Raw genomic sequence first — 16,280 nt, 5'->3', positions numbered from 1 at the left:
AGCCTTCAGCCTTGAGCCTTCAGCCTTGAGCCTTCAGCCTTGAGCTTTCAGCTTTCAGCTATCCACAACTTAACGATTCTTGTTTAATGTGAGTTGTGGGCACAGTCCGTATCAGGCAGAATGATTTTGAATTGTGCTCCGCCCAGAGGGCTGTCTTGTACCAGCAGCTTTCCTTTATGTTCTTCCACAATGCCGTGAGCAACAGAAAGCCCCAGACCTGTGCCAGTCCCCACGTTTTTCGTGGTAAAAAACGGTTCAAAAATTCTGGGTCGAATACCTTGGGGTATGCCTGATCCGCTGTCATCAACCTGATACCAGACATATTTGTCATCTTTGCCCCACGAAAGTTTTACTCGTCCGCCCTCGGCAGACTGTAGTGCGTTGCGCAGCAGGTTGACAATGGCCTGCTCTATCCTGATGGGATCAAGAGAAACTTCGATATCACGTCTTGGTCCGTCTTCCAGCAGGGTAACGTTCATTCTGGAAGCTTCTTCAGATACAGCAGAAAGAGACGACTGTGCAGGCAGGGCCAGGCGAACAGTTCTCTTCTGCATGCTGGAACTGCGACTGAAATCCAGCAGCTGCCTGATAATGTATTCCATTCTGGTGACTTCGCCCCTGATGCTTTCAAAGGTAGCACTTAAGTCATCAGAAAGATTGTGTTTGCGCAATGCCTTCTGGGCCTTGGCAGTGACAATGCTTAACGGGGTGCCAAGTTCATGAGCTATCCCAGCAGAGAGCTGGCCAATGGCTGCAAGCTTTTCTGACCTTCTGAGCTGTTCCTGCAGTTCTTCCTGTTTTTTGCGCCTTGCCTTAAGCTCTTTCTGGGCTTCATACATACTGTCAAGCATATGATTAAACTGGTTGCCAATGGCCTGAATCTCCCTTGGTCCGCCCATTTTGAAGCGGTGCTGGTGATCCCCGCCTGCCACTCTGGACATGCTGTTGATGAGATTGTTAAAGTGTCTTCCCAGAGCCCGGTTCTGACCATAAAGGACCAGTCCGGTCATAACCAGCAGGCCCAGAGCCAGAACTACCTGGCCCTGTTGCCTGACGATCCTGATATAGTCCACAAAGTCACTTTCTTTTCTCGTCAGCTGAAGCATGCCGCTAACTTTTCCTCCCGAATCAGACAATGGAATAAAGTAGGAATAAACCTCACTGCCTGCTACGTCTCCATACCCGCCATGTTCTTCACCTTCATCGATAAGTTCAATGAGTTTATCGCTTTCAGGGTCTGACTCAAGAGTTCCAGCGAGTGCGACTTCGCTTCCGTCATGATCATACAGCGAGGCACTGTATATTTCTCCAATGGAAAATGCGGAATCCAAGGCACTGTATATGGCTCGGGACTCTTCACGTTCCAAAGCGTAACTCAGGGGCAGTTGAAGGGCCTTGGCAATCAGCTCAAGGTCTCTTTGCATATTTTTTTCAATGTTCTTTTCCAGGGCTCGCAGGGCAAGGTGGCCTGTAAGGAGCATGGCAAGAGCCAAAGGTATAATTACATACATAACCAGTGCAGCTCTTAAACTTATTCTGGAGAAAAAAGCACTTATCCGGTAAAAAAAAGTGTGTCTAAATATACTCATGTGTCATACTGTGCATAATTTATGAAAGAAAATCAAGAGCCAGTTGTCTAACTTGGGCTGTACCCGCAACCCAATTTAAACAAGGATCGTTACTTTTCAGGCTGAAGGTTGAAGGTTGAAAGGTGAAGATACGTTTCCTGAGCATTATTGCTCCTTCAAGGTTAAAAAACTGTCTTATTAGTTTCTGCAGGATTGAAATGGTAAGTTACTAACTCGGCATTTACCAGCAAATTTGAGACTTCAGGGTACATGGTTGGCGTTGTTGATGAAAAATAGAACCTGCCTTGACAGTTGAGTAATCAGTTAACTAATAGCTTTCTTCAACACCCCTGATATGGGCGTAGCAGAACACGAAAATTTTTACCCAACCAAGGAGGTAGTAATGATACGTGAAGCACCAGAACGAAATCTGGCTCTGGATCTGGTCCGGGTGACTGAGTCTGCGGCACTGGCTTCATCACGCTGGCTGGGGCGTGGTGATAAAAATGAAGGTGATAAGGCTGCAGTAGATGCCATGAGATTGAGTTTCAGCGCACTGGATATTAAGGGCACTGTTGTTATCGGCGAAGGAGAAAAGGATGAGGCTCCCATGCTTTATAATGGAGAATCCCTCGGTACCGGCAGGGGGCCGGAAATGGATGTTGCTGTTGATCCTGTGGAAGGAACAAGGCTTCTGGCTTTTGGCCGTCCCAATGCCATTGCAGTAGTAGCCCTTGCTCCGAGAGGCACTATGTATAATCCAGGCCCTGCATATTATATGAAGAAACTCGTTGTTCCGGCCCAGGCCAAGTATCATGTGGATATAAAAATGCCTGTGGCTGAAAACCTGCGTAAAGTTGCCAAAGCCATCGGCAAGGCAGTGGATGATCTGGTAGTGTTTGTGCTGGACAAGCCAAGACATGAGGATCTAATATCTGAGATACGCCAGTCTGGGGCCAGGATTCAGCTCCATACTGACGGAGATGTTGCTGGCGCGCTCATGGCAGTTACTCCCTGGGGAGATGTTGATGTCATGATGGGCACAGGCGGAACTCCGGAAGGCGTTCTTGCAGCAGCAGCCATCCGGGTTATGGGCGGTGAAATGCAGGGGATGCTGGACCCTCAGTCTGACGAAGAAAAAAAAGCCCTGCTTGACGCAGGTTATAATTTAAGCCGGGTACTGACTCTGGAAGAGCTGATTCAAAGCGATGATGTCTTTTTTGCTGCTACCGGAATTTCAGGTGGCACTTTTTTAAAAGGCGTACAGTTTACCGGCGAAGGAGCCTTGACCCATTCCATGGTCATGCGCGGCAGGACCGGAACCTTCAGAAAAATAGAGGGCCTGCATTCATTTGACAAACTCATGCGCATCAGCGCCATAAAATACAGGTAAAATTTATGCAAAACAGCAAACCCGTTATCATGTCACCTTCTTTATTGTCTGCTGATTTCACCAGACTTGGTGAAGAGCTGGACAAACTCGAAAAGGCCGGTGTTTCCTGGGTGCACTGGGATATCATGGATGGTGCTTTTGTGCCCAATATTACTTTTGGACCTCCTGTTATCAAGGCCTGCAGGAAAAACAGCGGTCTGTTTTTTGATGTTCACCTCATGATTGAAAAGCCTGACAAGTATCTCAAGGATTTTGTGGAAGCAGGAGCTGATCTTTTATGTGTGCATGCAGAAGCCTGCGTCCATCTGGAAAGGACTGTTTCCAGAATTGCAGAATTAGGTGCAAAACCGGCTGTTTCTCTGAATCCTCATACTCCGCTTTCAGTTCTGGAATATATTCTTCCCCAATTACATATGGTGCTTATAATGAGCGTCAACCCGGGTTTTGGCGGGCAGAAATTCATTCCTTTCAGCATGCAGAAAATCTCTCGCTTAAAATCCATGATCCGTGAACATAAAACTGATGTTCTGATCCAGGTAGATGGTGGTGTAACTCCTGATAATACTTATGAGCTGGTGCAAAACGGTGCAGATGTTTTAGTGTCAGGATCAGCATTTTTTGGTTTTCCGCCTTATGATCAGAGATTGAAAACTTTTGAGCATGCTGCTGCAGGAGATGTCAGCTGATCCTTGCCAAAGTACTTTCTAATGAAGCCTGCCTTTTATGTAATGAGGGCGAACACAAGTTTCGCCCTCACATTTACCAGCTGTCAGCCATGAGCCATGAGCCAACAGCTATCAGCCACCAGCTATGAGCTACCAGCTATGAGCTACCAGCTATGAGCTACCTGACAACATTCAAAAATTGCAGGTGTTTCTCATAGTGGTCAAGAACATCAGTAATAATCTGTTCCTTGGTCCAGTTCATTACATCGTAATCCTGTCCGCCTTCCTTGAGGTGGATTTCAGCACGGTAGAACTTGAGTTTTTCAGTTCTGTCCTTCCTGGTGTCTCGCAAAGCAAAAGCCGGCGGAGTGTGCGGACGCGGCCGGACTGAATAGAAGAAGTCGATTTCTTCATCATGCAGAACCTCTAACCATATTCTGCCGTCATCACTATCCCTCACTCTGGCTTCCATATTGCGATTTTTCAGTTCCTGGGCAACATCTGTAAGGGCAGGTCTGGATACTTCCTGGATAAACTTGTCCACTTCAGTCTTGGTGGGTTGATGAATCAAAGTTTTGATTCTCTTTTTCCACGCGTCTGGGCCCTGAAAAGAAGTGCTGGGCATAAGGGTTGCCTTTTCTAAGGTAATCTTTTTGACTACTTCTATGCGCAATGCTCTGATAAGGCCCCAGCACATGAGCAGCATGATAACTGTAAAGGGTAAGGCGCTGGCTATGGTGGCTGTCTGCAATGCTCCCAAACCCCCGGCAAGAAGCAGAACTGCGGCAACAGCACCCTCGGAACAGGCCCAGAATATTCTCTGCCAGACCGGTGCATCGTCATCTCCGCCTGAAGTTAGCATGTCAATAACCAGTGAGCCAGAGTCAGAGGAGGTTACAAAGAAGGTGACAACCAGGATAGTGGCAATAATTGAGGCCAGAGTTGAAAAGGGCAAATGCTCAAAAAACTGAAAAAGGGCAACTGTGGTATCTGCTGAAACAGCATCACCAAGTTGAGTAATGCCTTTTACCAGGATCATATGCAAAGCAGTGTTGCCGAAAAAGGTCATCCACATGAAAGTAAAGCCTACAGGCACCATCAGAACGCCGACAACGAATTCCCTGATAGTTCTGCCTTTGGATACTCTGGCTATGAACATGCCCACAAAGGGAGACCAGGCAATCCACCAGCCCCAGTAGAAAAGTGTCCATCCTCCGAGCCAACCGGTGGGTTCATAAGCATAAAGATTAAAGGTCATTGGTATCAGGTCGGCAATGTAAGCCCCTACATTCTGGGTAAAGGCCTGCATGAGAAAGACTGTAGGCCCGGCTATGAGCACAAAGCCTATTATGGTTATGGCCAGAATCATGTTCAACTCTGAGAGTCTGCGGATGCCTCCATCCAGACCGAGTACAACTGATACAGTTGCCATGGCAGTGATGATTGCGATAAGAACCATCTGAACATAAACATTACTGGGTACGCCAAAAAGGTATTCCAGACCTGCGTTAACCTGCATTACTCCGAGACCAAGAGATGTAGCTACGCCAAACATGGTTCCAAAAACTGCGAAGATGTCAATGGCGTGTCCTAAGGGGCCGTAAATCCGATCTCCGATCAAAGGATAAAAGGCAGAGCGTATGGTCAAGGGCAGGTTGTGTCTGTAAGCAAAATAGGCCAGAGAAATGGCCACAACAGCATATATGGCCCATGCATGCACGCCCCAGTGAAAAAAGGTGATCTTCATGGATTCTCTTGCGGCTTCAACAGTGCCAGGGTCTCCTACAGGTGGACTCATGTAGTGCATAACCGGTTCAGCAACACCGAAAAACATAAGACCAATTCCCATGCCTGCTGAAAAAAGCATGGCAAACCATGAAATATATGTATAATCGGGTTCGCTGTGGTCCGGGCCGAGTTTGATGGTGCCGAATTTGGACAGACCGAGATAGATAACAAAAAGCAGGAAAGTGGCAACTGAAAGTATGTAGAACCAGCCAACAGTGGTGGTAATCCAGCCCTGTATGCTGCCAAAAAGATCTGCTGCCCTCTCGGGATTGAGCAGGGTAAAGATGAGAAAAATCAGTGTGATTCCGGCAGAACCAAAAAAGACAGGTGGATTGATTCTATACCAGGAACCTGCAACACTTACAGTTTTCTTTTCATTCAAAATAATATCCTCCGTTAAAGGTTAATGAACATTCCCTGCCTTGCTAAGGCGCAGGGTCTCAGGGTATTATAAGTTATTTTAGATAGTTGAGCCGTACCTGTTAATCGCTTCTAAGTAACTAAAACCAAATTATCAACAAAATCAGACGGTTATAGTTTTCACAATTTTAAGATTTTTACATATGATTGATTCTCAATTACCAGAAAAGTTCCGTCAAAGATGAGAGCTTTGCGCCTGGCACAGGGACTGTCCCTCGCTGTGTAAATTTTTTCATTTAAGCAAATTTTTTCCAGGAACCAATGCAGTATCATGCTTTATTATAGTACCTTGCGGGGACTGTCCCAATTTCCAGAAAAGTGACAGGCTCTTAAAGTTACTCACAGGTTCGGTCCCGGGCCGCCCGGGTGAGGAGCTTACAAGTAATTAAAACCATATTAGTAATAAATTCACAGCATTATGGTTTTACCATACAGATTGCTTCGGTCGCTTAGGCTCACTTGTGGGTGACAGGTTTTCAGAAACCACATCCCTGACACCTCAGGTGTCATTGCGAGCGAGTCTTCGAGCGCGGCAATCTCTAACGTGTTGAGGCTATTACCTCTTTTTTTGTGGCTTAAGCCACATTGCAAAGAAGCGGCTGGAGCCTGGGAACGAGTGGTGTAAGTTACTCACAGGTTCGGTCCAGGTCCGCCCGGGTGAAGAGCTTACAAGTAACTACAATCGTTTTGCTAATAAAATCAAACGTTTACAATTTTCATATTTTTCGATTTTTGCTTATGATTGATGCACATTTGCCAGAAAAGTTCCGTCAAAGATGAGAGCTTTACGCTTGGTACAGCTTCCTGCCCGGAGGCTTACAGCCCGGAGGGGGACTGTCCCTCGCTGTGTAGATTTTTTCATCAAAGCAAATTTCTTCCAGGAACCAATGCAGCATCAATCTTTTTTATAGTACCTCGCGGGGACTGTCCCAATTTCCAAATATGGGACTGTTTTTCAAGGTGGAGGCGGCTTCCAACCGCCTGGAATTAAATAGCCTGCAGGATGCAGGCTCCACTTTAAAGACAGTTACTCACAGGTTGGGTCCCGGTCCTCCCGGGTGAGAAGCTTATATCCAAAGACAGAGAGCTATTTGTAAAGCTACAGTATTGCAACATCTCAGTTTAGCACAAACAAGGATTATTATCAAATCGCATCAAATCATGAACAATCACAAGTTTCTTGCCACTAATCTGATGGAACTGCACCACAGAGGAATATCCCGACCCGACGTGGTTTTGATAACAGGCGATGCCTATATAGATTCATCTTTTTGCGGTACAGCAATCATCGGCAGGGTACTTGAGGCTGAGGGCTATAGTGTAGGTATAATTTCCCAGCCAGACATCTCAACAGGCAAAGATATTACAGCCCTTGGTGAACCCCGTCTTTTCTGGGGAGTCAGCTCTGGCTGTGTGGATTCAGAAATCGCCAACTACACGTCTCTCGGCAAGCCCCGCAGATCATGTGACTTCACACCAGGCGGCAAGAACAACCGCAGGCCTGACCGGGCATGTATAGTATACTCCAATCTTATTCGCAGACATTTTAAAAATACAGTTCCTATAGTTCTGGGAGGCATTGAAGCCAGTTTGCGTAGAACTGCCCATTATGATCCGCGCACAAACAAAATTCGCAGAAGTATTCTCTTAGATGCCAAGGCTGACATACTCGTATATGGCATGGGTGAAGCGCCTGTGCTGGAAATTGCCGGGAGACTGAGTGCAGGGCAGGGCCTTGAGGGCATTCGCGGTACATGTGTTATGCAAAATGCACCGGAAGAGAACAGTGTTGCTTTGCCGGACTATGATGCGATTCCAAAAGATAAACAAACCATGGCCGACATGTTCAGGCTGTTTTACCAGAACAGTACAGGACCAGGGGGCAGTCCGCTGGCTCAGAAATACGGATCACGCTTCCTTGTTCAGAATCCGCCGGCACCCTTGCCTTCCCGTCAGGAGCTGGACCGCATTTATGAACTGCCCTACACTAACCAGGTCCATCCAATGCATAAGAGTCAGGGTCATGTCAGGGCCATGGATACTATTCGCAATTCCATCACCACCCATCGCGGCTGTTACGGAGAATGCTCCTTTTGTTCCATTGCCATTCATCAGGGCAGAAGCGTAATAAGCAGAAGTATGGACAGTATAGTCAGGGAAGCTCAATACATGCTTGGGCATGACAAGGAAAAGGGCGTAATAAACGATGTTGGCGGGCCAACAGCCAATATGTATGGTTCAGGATGCTCTTTAATGGCCAGTGGAAAGCCCTGTCAGGACAGACGCTGCACAGGGTATGACGGAGTCTGCAGCAGACTTGTGCATGGACACCACAAGCAGAAACGACTATTGAACCGTCTTCGGGCATTGACCAATGCAAAGCAGATAACTATAGCCTCTGGAATTCGTTTTGATCTCGTTTTGAGCGATAAAAAGCATGGATCATCATATTTGGAACAGGTGATAAAACATCACGTGTCAGGGCAGATGAAGATAGCTCCTGAGCATTCTGTTGACCATGTTCTCAAGCTAATGAACAAGCCCAGGTCTGCCCATGTATGGGAGTTTGCAAGATTGTACCGCAGGCTGGCATCTAAGCTCAAACGCAATGTCCACCTTTCATGTTATGTAATAGCTGCCCATCCGGGATGCACAATTAGAGATATGAAGGAATTTGCCGGGCTTGCTCAGACCAACCTCAAGTTCAGCCCGGAGCAGGTGCAGATTTTTACTCCTGCTCCATCTACGAGATCCACCATTATGTATCACTGCGGAGTTGATCCTTTTACCGGAAAAAAGGTGTGGTCGGAAAAAGGCATAAAAGGCAAACAGGAACAAAAGCTTGCTCTGAAACGAAAGAAGTAAACCTGGTTAACCTGGAGAAAAGATAAAAGCATGGAAACGTTTATAATCATATTGATATTGTTTTTGATTCTGGCCAAACTGGCCTGGGAAACTTTTCTGACACTGCTGAACATGGCAGAAGTGCGCAAGCGCAGCGCTTCTCCATCGCAACAGATTCTTGAAGTTATGGACAGGGATACATACCAGAAATCCACACAATATACTATTGCCAAAGAAAAACTGGGCCTTGTCAGTGGATTTTATGATACTGCCATCCTTTTGCTTGTCCTTTTTTCTGGAGCCTTGCCCTGGTTTTATGCCTTTTTCAGCATACCTGGAGCAGATTTTTACGTCCTTTATGAAAGCGCGTATATTATAACAGCGATTATCATTATGTCAGTTTTCGGCATTCCATTAGATTACTACGCCCGGTTCAATTTAGAGGAACGCTTTGGCTTCAACAAAAGTACGATTAAGTTATGGATAACAGACAAACTTAAAGGACTGGTTATCGGTCTTATTCTGGGCATTCTCATCATCAGCCTGATTATCCTGTTCATTTCCAGGCTGGGTGAATACTGGTGGATATGGGCCTTTATGGCTCTTTTTGCCTTTCAGGTTGTTATGATGATTCTTTATCCCATGATCATTTTACCCTGGTTTAACAAACTCACACCTCTTGAAGACAATGAACTCAAAACAAGACTCATGGATCTGGCTCAAAGGACCGGATTCAAGGCCAGGAGTATCCAGGTCATGGACGGCAGCAAGCGATCAGGACACTCCAATGCCTTTTTTACAGGTATTGGCCGGTTCAGGAGAATTGTGCTTTTTGATACACTCATTGAGCAGATGACTCATGATGAACTTGAAGCAGTGCTGGCTCATGAAATCGGGCACTATAAGAAAGGGCATGTGCCCAAAATGCTGGCGCTTTCCGCCGGCATGAGTCTGGCCGGTTTATGGGTGCTTAATCTGCTCCTGAACGCGCCCTTTTTTATCCAGGCTTTCGGCTTTGACCCAGACCATGCCGGGCCTGGTCCAGCTTTGCTGTTGTTTGGGCTTCTGTCCGGCCTGTTTACTTTCTGGCTGTCTCCTCTTTTCAGCATGCTGTCCCGCAAACATGAGTACGAGTCAGACCGGTTTGCCCGTGAACATACAGGCAGTGAACCAATGAGTCAGGCTCTTTTGAAGCTGAGTGAAAAGAATTTGTCCAACCTTACGCCACATCCATTATACAGTGGCTTTTACTATTCTCATCCCACACTTTTTGAAAGAATCAAGGCCCTTCAATCAGGGTAATTTTGCAGTGAGGTAGTTATGTCATTAGTGGTAGCGCTTCTTCTGGGCATTGTGCAGGGGGTTTTCATGTTCATCCCGGTCAGTTCCACTGCACATCTTGTTCTGACCCAGCATTTTCTGTTGTCCAGGGGCTACGATCTTCCCCCGCCAAACAGTGCGGAGATGATACTGCTTGATCTTGTACTGCATGTGGGAACCCTGGTTTCAATTGTTATTGTTTTTCATAAAAGCCTGTTTCATTTCCTGGGTGATCTGCTTGTTTCCAGTAAAAATGTTATGCAAAGCAAGGCTTTGAGTCCCTTGCCCCTGTCAATACGTTTATTTCTGCTGGGCATGCTCTCGGTATTTGTGACCGGCGTTATGGGGCTGACCATGAAAACAGGGTTTGAGCTTGTTTTTGGTTCTCCTTTTGCGGTGGGTTTTACCCTTTGCCTGACCGGGATTCTTTTATGGTGGACTGATGTATTGAGCAGGCGAAAACTGGGACTTAAACAGATGAAAATATGGCACGCACTGGCCATTGGCGGGGCTCAGGGGCTGGCTTTAATGCCGGGTCTGAGCCGCAGTGGAATAACTATTGTCACTGCGCTTGTTTGCGGCATGAAAAGACGCTGGGCTGCAGAGTACAGCTTTTTTATAGCCATCCCGACCATCATGGCTGCAACCCTGCTGCAGGGGGTTGAAGTTTTCATGGATGAATTTCCTTCAATGCTGGGGTGGGAGGTCTATTTTACTGGTTTTGTGAGCGCGGCAATAGTTGGCACTTTTGCCCTGCATCTGGTTTTAAAACTTCTTTACGCAGCCAGGCTTAAGATTTTTTCATATTATCTCTGGTTACTGGCTTTGCTGGTGTGGTTCGGGCTTATGCCCATAACATCGGCAGTACACTGATTTTTAAATTTGTAAGCTCCTCACCGGGGGGCCCGGGATCGAACCTGCGAGTAACTTTAAGAATCTGACACCTCGTTCCCAGGCTCCAGCCCGGGGACGTCTTACTCTTGCGGCTCCAGCCGCTTCTTTGAAATGTGGCTTAAGCCACAAAAAAAGAGGTAATAACCTTAACACGTTAGAGATTGCCGCGCTCGCCCCAGTTGAATGGCTGCGCCTACACTGCGTGAATTCAACGGGGTAAAAAGACTCGCTCGCAATGACAGCTGAGGTGTCAGGGATGTGGTTGCTGTAAATCTGTCACCCACGAGGGAACCTAAGCGACCGAAGTAATCTGTATGGCAAAACCATAATACTTTGAATTTATTGCTTATTTGGTTTTAGTTACTTAGAAGCTTTTCACACGGGCCGCCTGGGTGAAGTGATTATAGAAAATAGCTGTCTGCATTAAACTTTAATCAGAATTTTTAGTGCTTCCCAGCCATTCGTATATGGCACTGTAGTTGAAACTATCTACAAATTTCAACAAAAATGCTGCAGCCTTTTTATTATGCAGTTCAGCCTTTTGGGTAAGTTCCTTGAGTTGAAAGATATCACCATTGTTTGTGGCCTCAATTATTTCATCAATGAGCTCCTGGGGGAGATCAGGACTCACTGTCTGTGGCTCCATCTGTTTAGATGTTTCAAAGCCTACGATCTGGCAGTCGGCATAAATATATTCCAGCCCCAGGTTCTCTGCTAGAATGTCAAGCAGTTCAGCACTTTTAACGGGCTTTGACAGGTAGGCATCTGCACCGGCCTCAAAGCATTTTTTCCTTACATCTTCGAATGCTCCAGCAGTGACGGCCAGTACAAATGTTTTGCTGCCGTAATCTGTAGCCTTGATCCTCTGGGTGGCCTCGTATCCATCCATTACCGGCATGCGAATATCCATGAGCACTGCTTGAGGCTGCCATGCATGAAAGACATCCAGTGCCTCTGCTCCGTTTGACGCCTTTCTGACTTCAAACCCCACTGGCAGGAGCATTTCTGAAAGCAGGGCCAGATTATCTGGTTTATCGTCCACAATCAGTATTTTCCAGGGGCCGCTGCCAGGCTTAAGGCCTGCAACACTTTGCTCTTCTGTGTGAGGGCTGTTTTCATCCAAAGCTGAAAGCACGCTTATTTCTAAGCGAAATAGACTGCCCTGACCCTGGTTTGATTCTACTGTCAAGCTGCCATTCATGAGTTTTGCATACTCACGGCTGATGGGCAGGCCAAGTCCAGTCCCGCCGGATTCAATGCCTGCGGCGGCCTGGTAAAATTGATTAAAAATCAAGTCCTTGTCTTGTTCAGGAATCCCAGGTCCGGTATCTTCCACTTCAATAATAATCTTAAGTTCCGATCCCTGATGCAAAGCTGGTGTATCAGGAGCGCTTGCTCTAAGTATCACGTGGCCTGAACTTGTAAATTTAAAAGCATTGCCCAGCAGGTTTATGATAATTTGTCGCAATTTGTCCTGATCTGCATGAATAAACCTGGGTACTTTCTTACTTATTTCCAGGCCCAAAAAAAGACCCTTGGCCTCAGCCATGGCTTGAAACATACCTGCTGTTTCTTTCAAAAGAGCAGGGAGGATAAAGTCCCGGGAATTAAGAGAAACTTTTCCGGACTCGATTTTGGACATGTCTAAGACATCATTTATCAACCTCAGCAGGTTCTGGCCGTTGCTGGAAATCAACTGGACTTTTCTGACCTGTTCCGGGGTCAGAGTTGTATCTCTTTGTAAAATGTCGGCAAAACCCAGTACAGAGTTCAAGGGGGTGCGCAGTTCATGACTGATGTTAGCCAGAAAAACTGATTTAGCCTTGCTGGCCTGTTCAGCCTGTTCCTTGGCCACAAGCAGTTCGCGCTGGGCTTGCTTTTTGGCAGTAATTTCCTCCTGGAAGCCAATAAATTCATTGTTACTTATTTTTGCGGCTGTAACGGACCAGTCACGCACAGTGCCGTCTTTACGTGAACACCTCATTTCGCCGTGTGAATGTCCTTTCTGGACCACGGTATTAAAATGCTTACAGAAAAGTTCCATGTCTTCATGATGAATAATGTCCCTGATACCCAAATTCAGCAATTCTTCACGACTGTAACCTGTTTGCCTGCACCCGCGTCTGTTGGCAGCAATAAATCTGCCGTTTCTATCAGCAACCATGATTCCGTATGGTGCATACTCAATATAATTGTAAAGACGCTTTTCACTTTTCTTTAAGGATTCTTCCATCTGCTTCTGGTCAGTTATGTCTATGACCAAGCCAGTGATCCCCAGTGGATTTCCTATTTCATCGACAACGACTCCTGCTGATTCCCGGACCCAGCGCATTTCTCCGGATCTGGTTAAAATACGGTGCTCGTACTCAAAGGTTTTTTCAGAATGAACTTTTAGCATTGGTTCATTTACCCTCAGAACATATTCCCTGTCGTCAGGATGAATAAACTGCAGAAAGGCTTCAAAGGTGCCGGGAAATGTTCCTTCATCCAGCCCGAACAGAGCTTCGCATTCAGGAGTCCAATAGAGCTCAGAGGTCTTAAAGTCGAACTCCCATGCTCCGGCACGGGCAAAACGTTGAGCATAGGAGAGTCGTTTCTGATAGGCTTTTAACTTACTTTGCAAATGTTTGCGTTTAGTGTCCTGTTCAATACGCTCGGATATATCCCTGAAAATACCCACAATAAGCCGCCTTCCTCCAGCTTCAAAAGTGCCCCTTGCATTAATTTCCACAGGAATGTGCAAACCAGAAGCCGTGACAAGAATTTGTTCGCTCAGGAACATACTTCCTGAAGTATGTTTTGAAAAAAATTCCCGGGTCACATGAGCTTCCTCCAGGGGATGCAACTGAGTTTGATGCATGGTTTGCAATGCTTCCAGAGAATATTCAGAAAGTTCCAGTGCATACTGGTTGGCATCTACAATCATGCCTGATGCAGCATCAGCCACAAACACAGCATCCCCGGCACTTTCAAAGAGATGTCGATACTTTATTTCACTTTCTCGCGTTTTCTCTCTCGCTTTTTTGTGCTCCTGCACTTCCATCTGTAATTGTTTTGTCCGCTCTTCTACAAGCTGTTCCAGGTGTTTGCGATATTGCTGCAGCTCAGCTTCAGCATTTTTCCGTTCAGTAATGTTGGTGACAGCGATTCTAAAGGATGGTGCTTTATCCGACATGTTCCTGACATTGCCATGAAGCATGGCCCAGAACAAACTTTGTCCCTGGCCGTACATACGGACCTCGCAGGACATGACTTCCTGATCATGAAGAAATAATCTGAGAGAATTGTAAAAAGCCTGCTGATCCTGTTTATGTACAAACCTTGCTAATGGTCTGTTCAGGATTTTATCGTGCTCTAACCCCAGCATTTTTATCAGGGTCAGGTTGGCTTCCTGAACTATGCCCTGGTCATCAACAGTACAATATCCAACAGGAGCAAGGTTATAGAGGTCAAAGTATTGAAGGCGCGCTTGTTCCAGTTCTTCCTGTATTCTGCGCAGCTCATCATTTTGCATTTTGAGCTCGATCTGGTGCACACGCAGCTCTTGGAGGGCATCGTTTAAGTCATTCTGAGCATCATCTTGAAAATTATCGGACATAAAACACCCCAAAGGATCCTTTCTGAATTATTCTGCTGGCTTGGGCAGCATTATACGTTTCTGAAAAACTATTTCTCCACCAAGCGAACTAACCTGTTACCATTCTTCAGATTTTTCCTTTCTCAACATCATAAATGAATCTTACCAGGCCATCAAAGTAAACCTGCTGATCGTCATACATAGCCATATGGCTTCCATTGGGGCAGTGCAGATGACGAGCCCTGGGGATCTGGTCAGCCATCCATGCCATATGCTCTGGATCCATGGTGTCGTGCTGTGATCCAACTACAAGAGTGGGTGTTAGAATTTTTTCAAGTTCAGCGCTGCGGTCCCATTTTGCCAGTATGCCGCTTGCTCCCAGTTCGCTGGGCCCCTGCATTGGAATATAGACTTTGGGGTTGAGGTGTTTGAACGCGCGGTCAATTGGATCCGGCCATTGGTCATGCGGCATACGCAATACATGGTGAATATAATGATGCTCAATCAGCAGCTCCATATAGCGGGGATTTTCCACATCATCCTCAGCCTCCATTTTCTTGATTTCAGCTACTGCTGCCTGATCCATGGATGGAATGAGTACGTCTAAGGCGTATTTATTATAGGCTGGCATGCTTGACATCATATTTGAGATGATCAGCCCCTTAAGGTTATGTTGAAACTTAAGAGCATACTCAATGGCCAGAATTCCACCCCATGACTGCCCGTAAAGATAAAAGTTCTGCTTCTGGAGTCCAAGGGCCTTGCGTACTTGTTCCACCTCGTCCACGAACCTGTCTATTTCCCATAGTTCTGGTATGTCAGGCTGATCACTGTACTTTGATCCCAGCTGATTGTAATAATAGTATTCAATGCCTGCAACGGGAAAATAGCTGTCAAAGGCTTCAAGGTATTCGTGCGTCCCTCCAGGCCCGCCGTGCAGCAGCAGTACCTTGACGTCCGGGTTGTTTCCGATCCGTTTTGTCCATACCCGGAATTTTCCGTGAGGCGTGTCAACTGGTACCATTTTAACGCCCCCGCTAAGTACATCGTCTCGCCCAGAATAGTCTAAGTATGCTGCCGGAGCAGATAATTTTGTTTCGGATTTGTTCATAGTAAAAATTTCCTTGTCTAATGCGGGTTGTACCCGCAACCCAAAAAAAGATATTTTAACCGCCCGTTCGAAGACTCACTCAAGACGCAAAGGGCGCAAAGGAAGAAAGAAGTTTTTTTCAATTGCCGGGGAACGGCAAATGAAAAGGGAGCCTTTTTGAAAACCGATGCCCGGTTTTCAAAAATATATATCTTCCTTATTGTCTTTAACTCTGAGGCCTTTGCGGTTTAAGTGTTCTTGTTTTTTATGACAGAGTTTCAGGATTAAGTTACTAAAGTATTGCAAAAAAAGCAATTTGCAATTTGTAAAAATCAGGGTCAGAAAAATCTGTATCAGTAACTTACCATTTCAATCCTGCACCGAAAAACAAGAAGTTTTTTAACCTTGACAAGAGCAAAAAAGTCCAGGATGCGAATTCTTCAGCCTTCAGCCTTCAGCCTTCAGCCTTCAGCCTTCAGCCTTCAGCCTTCAGCCTTCAGCCTTCAGCCTTCAGCCTTCAGCCTTCAGCCTGAAAATCAAATTATCGCCCCAACTTAACGCTCATTGTTTAAGTTGGGTTGTGGGCAAACCCATCATGAAGAGTTAAACCATCTTCACCTGATATATCCCTGTTCTTCAAGAAACAGAAATACTTCCTGGGCTGCCTCTGTGGGGGTGAGTCTGGTTGTGTCTATGCTAAGTTCAGGACTTTGCGGGGCTT

The 16,280-nt window shown here is 46.2% G+C and carries 9 protein-coding genes; 5 read left to right on the top strand and 4 right to left on the bottom strand.

Annotated features, from left to right (window positions below):
* Positions 1-83 precede the first annotated feature (83 nt).
* Positions 84-1,589, bottom strand: a complete 1,506-nt coding sequence (locus LZ23_RS09305) for a HAMP domain-containing sensor histidine kinase (RefSeq protein WP_045213582.1) — start codon at positions 1,587-1,589, stop codon at positions 84-86.
* A 382-nt stretch (positions 1,590-1,971) separates the two neighbouring features.
* Between LZ23_RS09305 and glpX the strand changes: the two genes are divergently transcribed.
* Both glpX and rpe read left to right on the top strand, forming a co-directional pair.
* The gene (gene glpX, locus LZ23_RS09300; protein WP_045213581.1) at positions 1,972-2,961 is read left to right on the top strand and encodes a class II fructose-bisphosphatase; all 990 of its coding nucleotides are present in this window, start codon (positions 1,972-1,974) and stop codon (positions 2,959-2,961) included.
* Positions 2,962-2,966: 5 nt separating this feature from the next.
* Complete coding sequence (rpe, locus tag LZ23_RS09295) at positions 2,967-3,647, top strand: ribulose-phosphate 3-epimerase (protein ID WP_045213579.1); 681 nt, start codon at positions 2,967-2,969, stop codon at positions 3,645-3,647.
* A gap of 157 nt (positions 3,648-3,804) precedes the next feature.
* On the opposite strand, the gene LZ23_RS09290 is transcribed toward rpe, so the two are convergent.
* On the bottom strand, positions 3,805-5,796 hold the full coding sequence (locus LZ23_RS09290) for a BCCT family transporter (RefSeq protein ID WP_045213577.1): 1,992 nt from the start codon (positions 5,794-5,796) through the stop codon (positions 3,805-3,807).
* Between the two features lie 1,199 nt (positions 5,797-6,995).
* Between LZ23_RS09290 and LZ23_RS09285 the strand changes: the two genes are divergently transcribed.
* From LZ23_RS09285 to LZ23_RS09275, 3 genes are read left to right on the top strand one after another with little or no spacing between them, the layout of a single operon-like run.
* The gene (locus LZ23_RS09285; protein WP_045213575.1) at positions 6,996-8,699 is read left to right on the top strand and encodes a YgiQ family radical SAM protein; all 1,704 of its coding nucleotides are present in this window, start codon (positions 6,996-6,998) and stop codon (positions 8,697-8,699) included.
* A 30-nt stretch (positions 8,700-8,729) separates the two neighbouring features.
* Positions 8,730-9,980, top strand: a complete 1,251-nt coding sequence (locus LZ23_RS09280) for a M48 family metallopeptidase (RefSeq protein ID WP_045213574.1) — start codon at positions 8,730-8,732, stop codon at positions 9,978-9,980.
* A gap of 18 nt (positions 9,981-9,998) precedes the next feature.
* Positions 9,999-10,871 (top strand): undecaprenyl-diphosphate phosphatase, encoded by an 873-nt coding sequence (locus LZ23_RS09275; protein ID WP_045213572.1) that lies wholly within the window; start codon positions 9,999-10,001, stop codon positions 10,869-10,871.
* A 451-nt stretch (positions 10,872-11,322) separates the two neighbouring features.
* On the opposite strand, the gene LZ23_RS09270 is transcribed toward LZ23_RS09275, so the two are convergent.
* Both LZ23_RS09270 and LZ23_RS09265 read right to left on the bottom strand, forming a co-directional pair.
* Positions 11,323-14,490, bottom strand: a complete 3,168-nt coding sequence (locus LZ23_RS09270) for a PAS domain-containing hybrid sensor histidine kinase/response regulator (protein WP_045213571.1) — start codon at positions 14,488-14,490, stop codon at positions 11,323-11,325.
* A gap of 106 nt (positions 14,491-14,596) precedes the next feature.
* The gene (locus LZ23_RS09265; RefSeq protein WP_052507267.1) at positions 14,597-15,580 is read right to left on the bottom strand and encodes a proline iminopeptidase-family hydrolase; all 984 of its coding nucleotides are present in this window, start codon (positions 15,578-15,580) and stop codon (positions 14,597-14,599) included.
* Between the last annotated feature and the right edge of the window lie 700 nt (positions 15,581-16,280).

Origin of the sequence: Desulfonatronovibrio magnus (assembly GCF_000934755.1) — a bacterium.
Taxonomy (GTDB): domain Bacteria; phylum Desulfobacterota; class Desulfovibrionia; order Desulfovibrionales; family Desulfonatronovibrionaceae; genus Desulfonatronovibrio; species Desulfonatronovibrio magnus.
Note: the sequence above shows the minus strand (reverse complement) of the source record. Positions and strands in the feature narration are given on the sequence as shown.

Bases quoted from the DNA above. Each gene is read 5' to 3' on its own strand.
- LZ23_RS09305 (WP_045213582.1), bottom strand. From the start codon at position 1,589: ATGAGTATATTTAGACACACTTTTTTTTACCGGATAAGTGCTTTTTTC.
- glpX (WP_045213581.1), top strand. From the start codon at position 1,972: ATGATACGTGAAGCACCAGAACGAAATCTGGCTCTGGATCTGGTCCGG.
- rpe (WP_045213579.1), top strand. From the start codon at position 2,967: ATGCAAAACAGCAAACCCGTTATCATGTCACCTTCTTTATTGTCTGCT.
- LZ23_RS09285 (WP_045213575.1), top strand. From the start codon at position 6,996: ATGAACAATCACAAGTTTCTTGCCACTAATCTGATGGAACTGCACCAC.
- LZ23_RS09280 (WP_045213574.1), top strand. From the start codon at position 8,730: ATGGAAACGTTTATAATCATATTGATATTGTTTTTGATTCTGGCCAAA.
- LZ23_RS09275 (WP_045213572.1), top strand. From the start codon at position 9,999: ATGTCATTAGTGGTAGCGCTTCTTCTGGGCATTGTGCAGGGGGTTTTC.
- LZ23_RS09270 (WP_045213571.1), bottom strand. From the start codon at position 14,490: ATGTCCGATAATTTTCAAGATGATGCTCAGAATGACTTAAACGATGCC.
- LZ23_RS09265 (WP_052507267.1), bottom strand. From the start codon at position 15,580: ATGAACAAATCCGAAACAAAATTATCTGCTCCGGCAGCATACTTAGAC.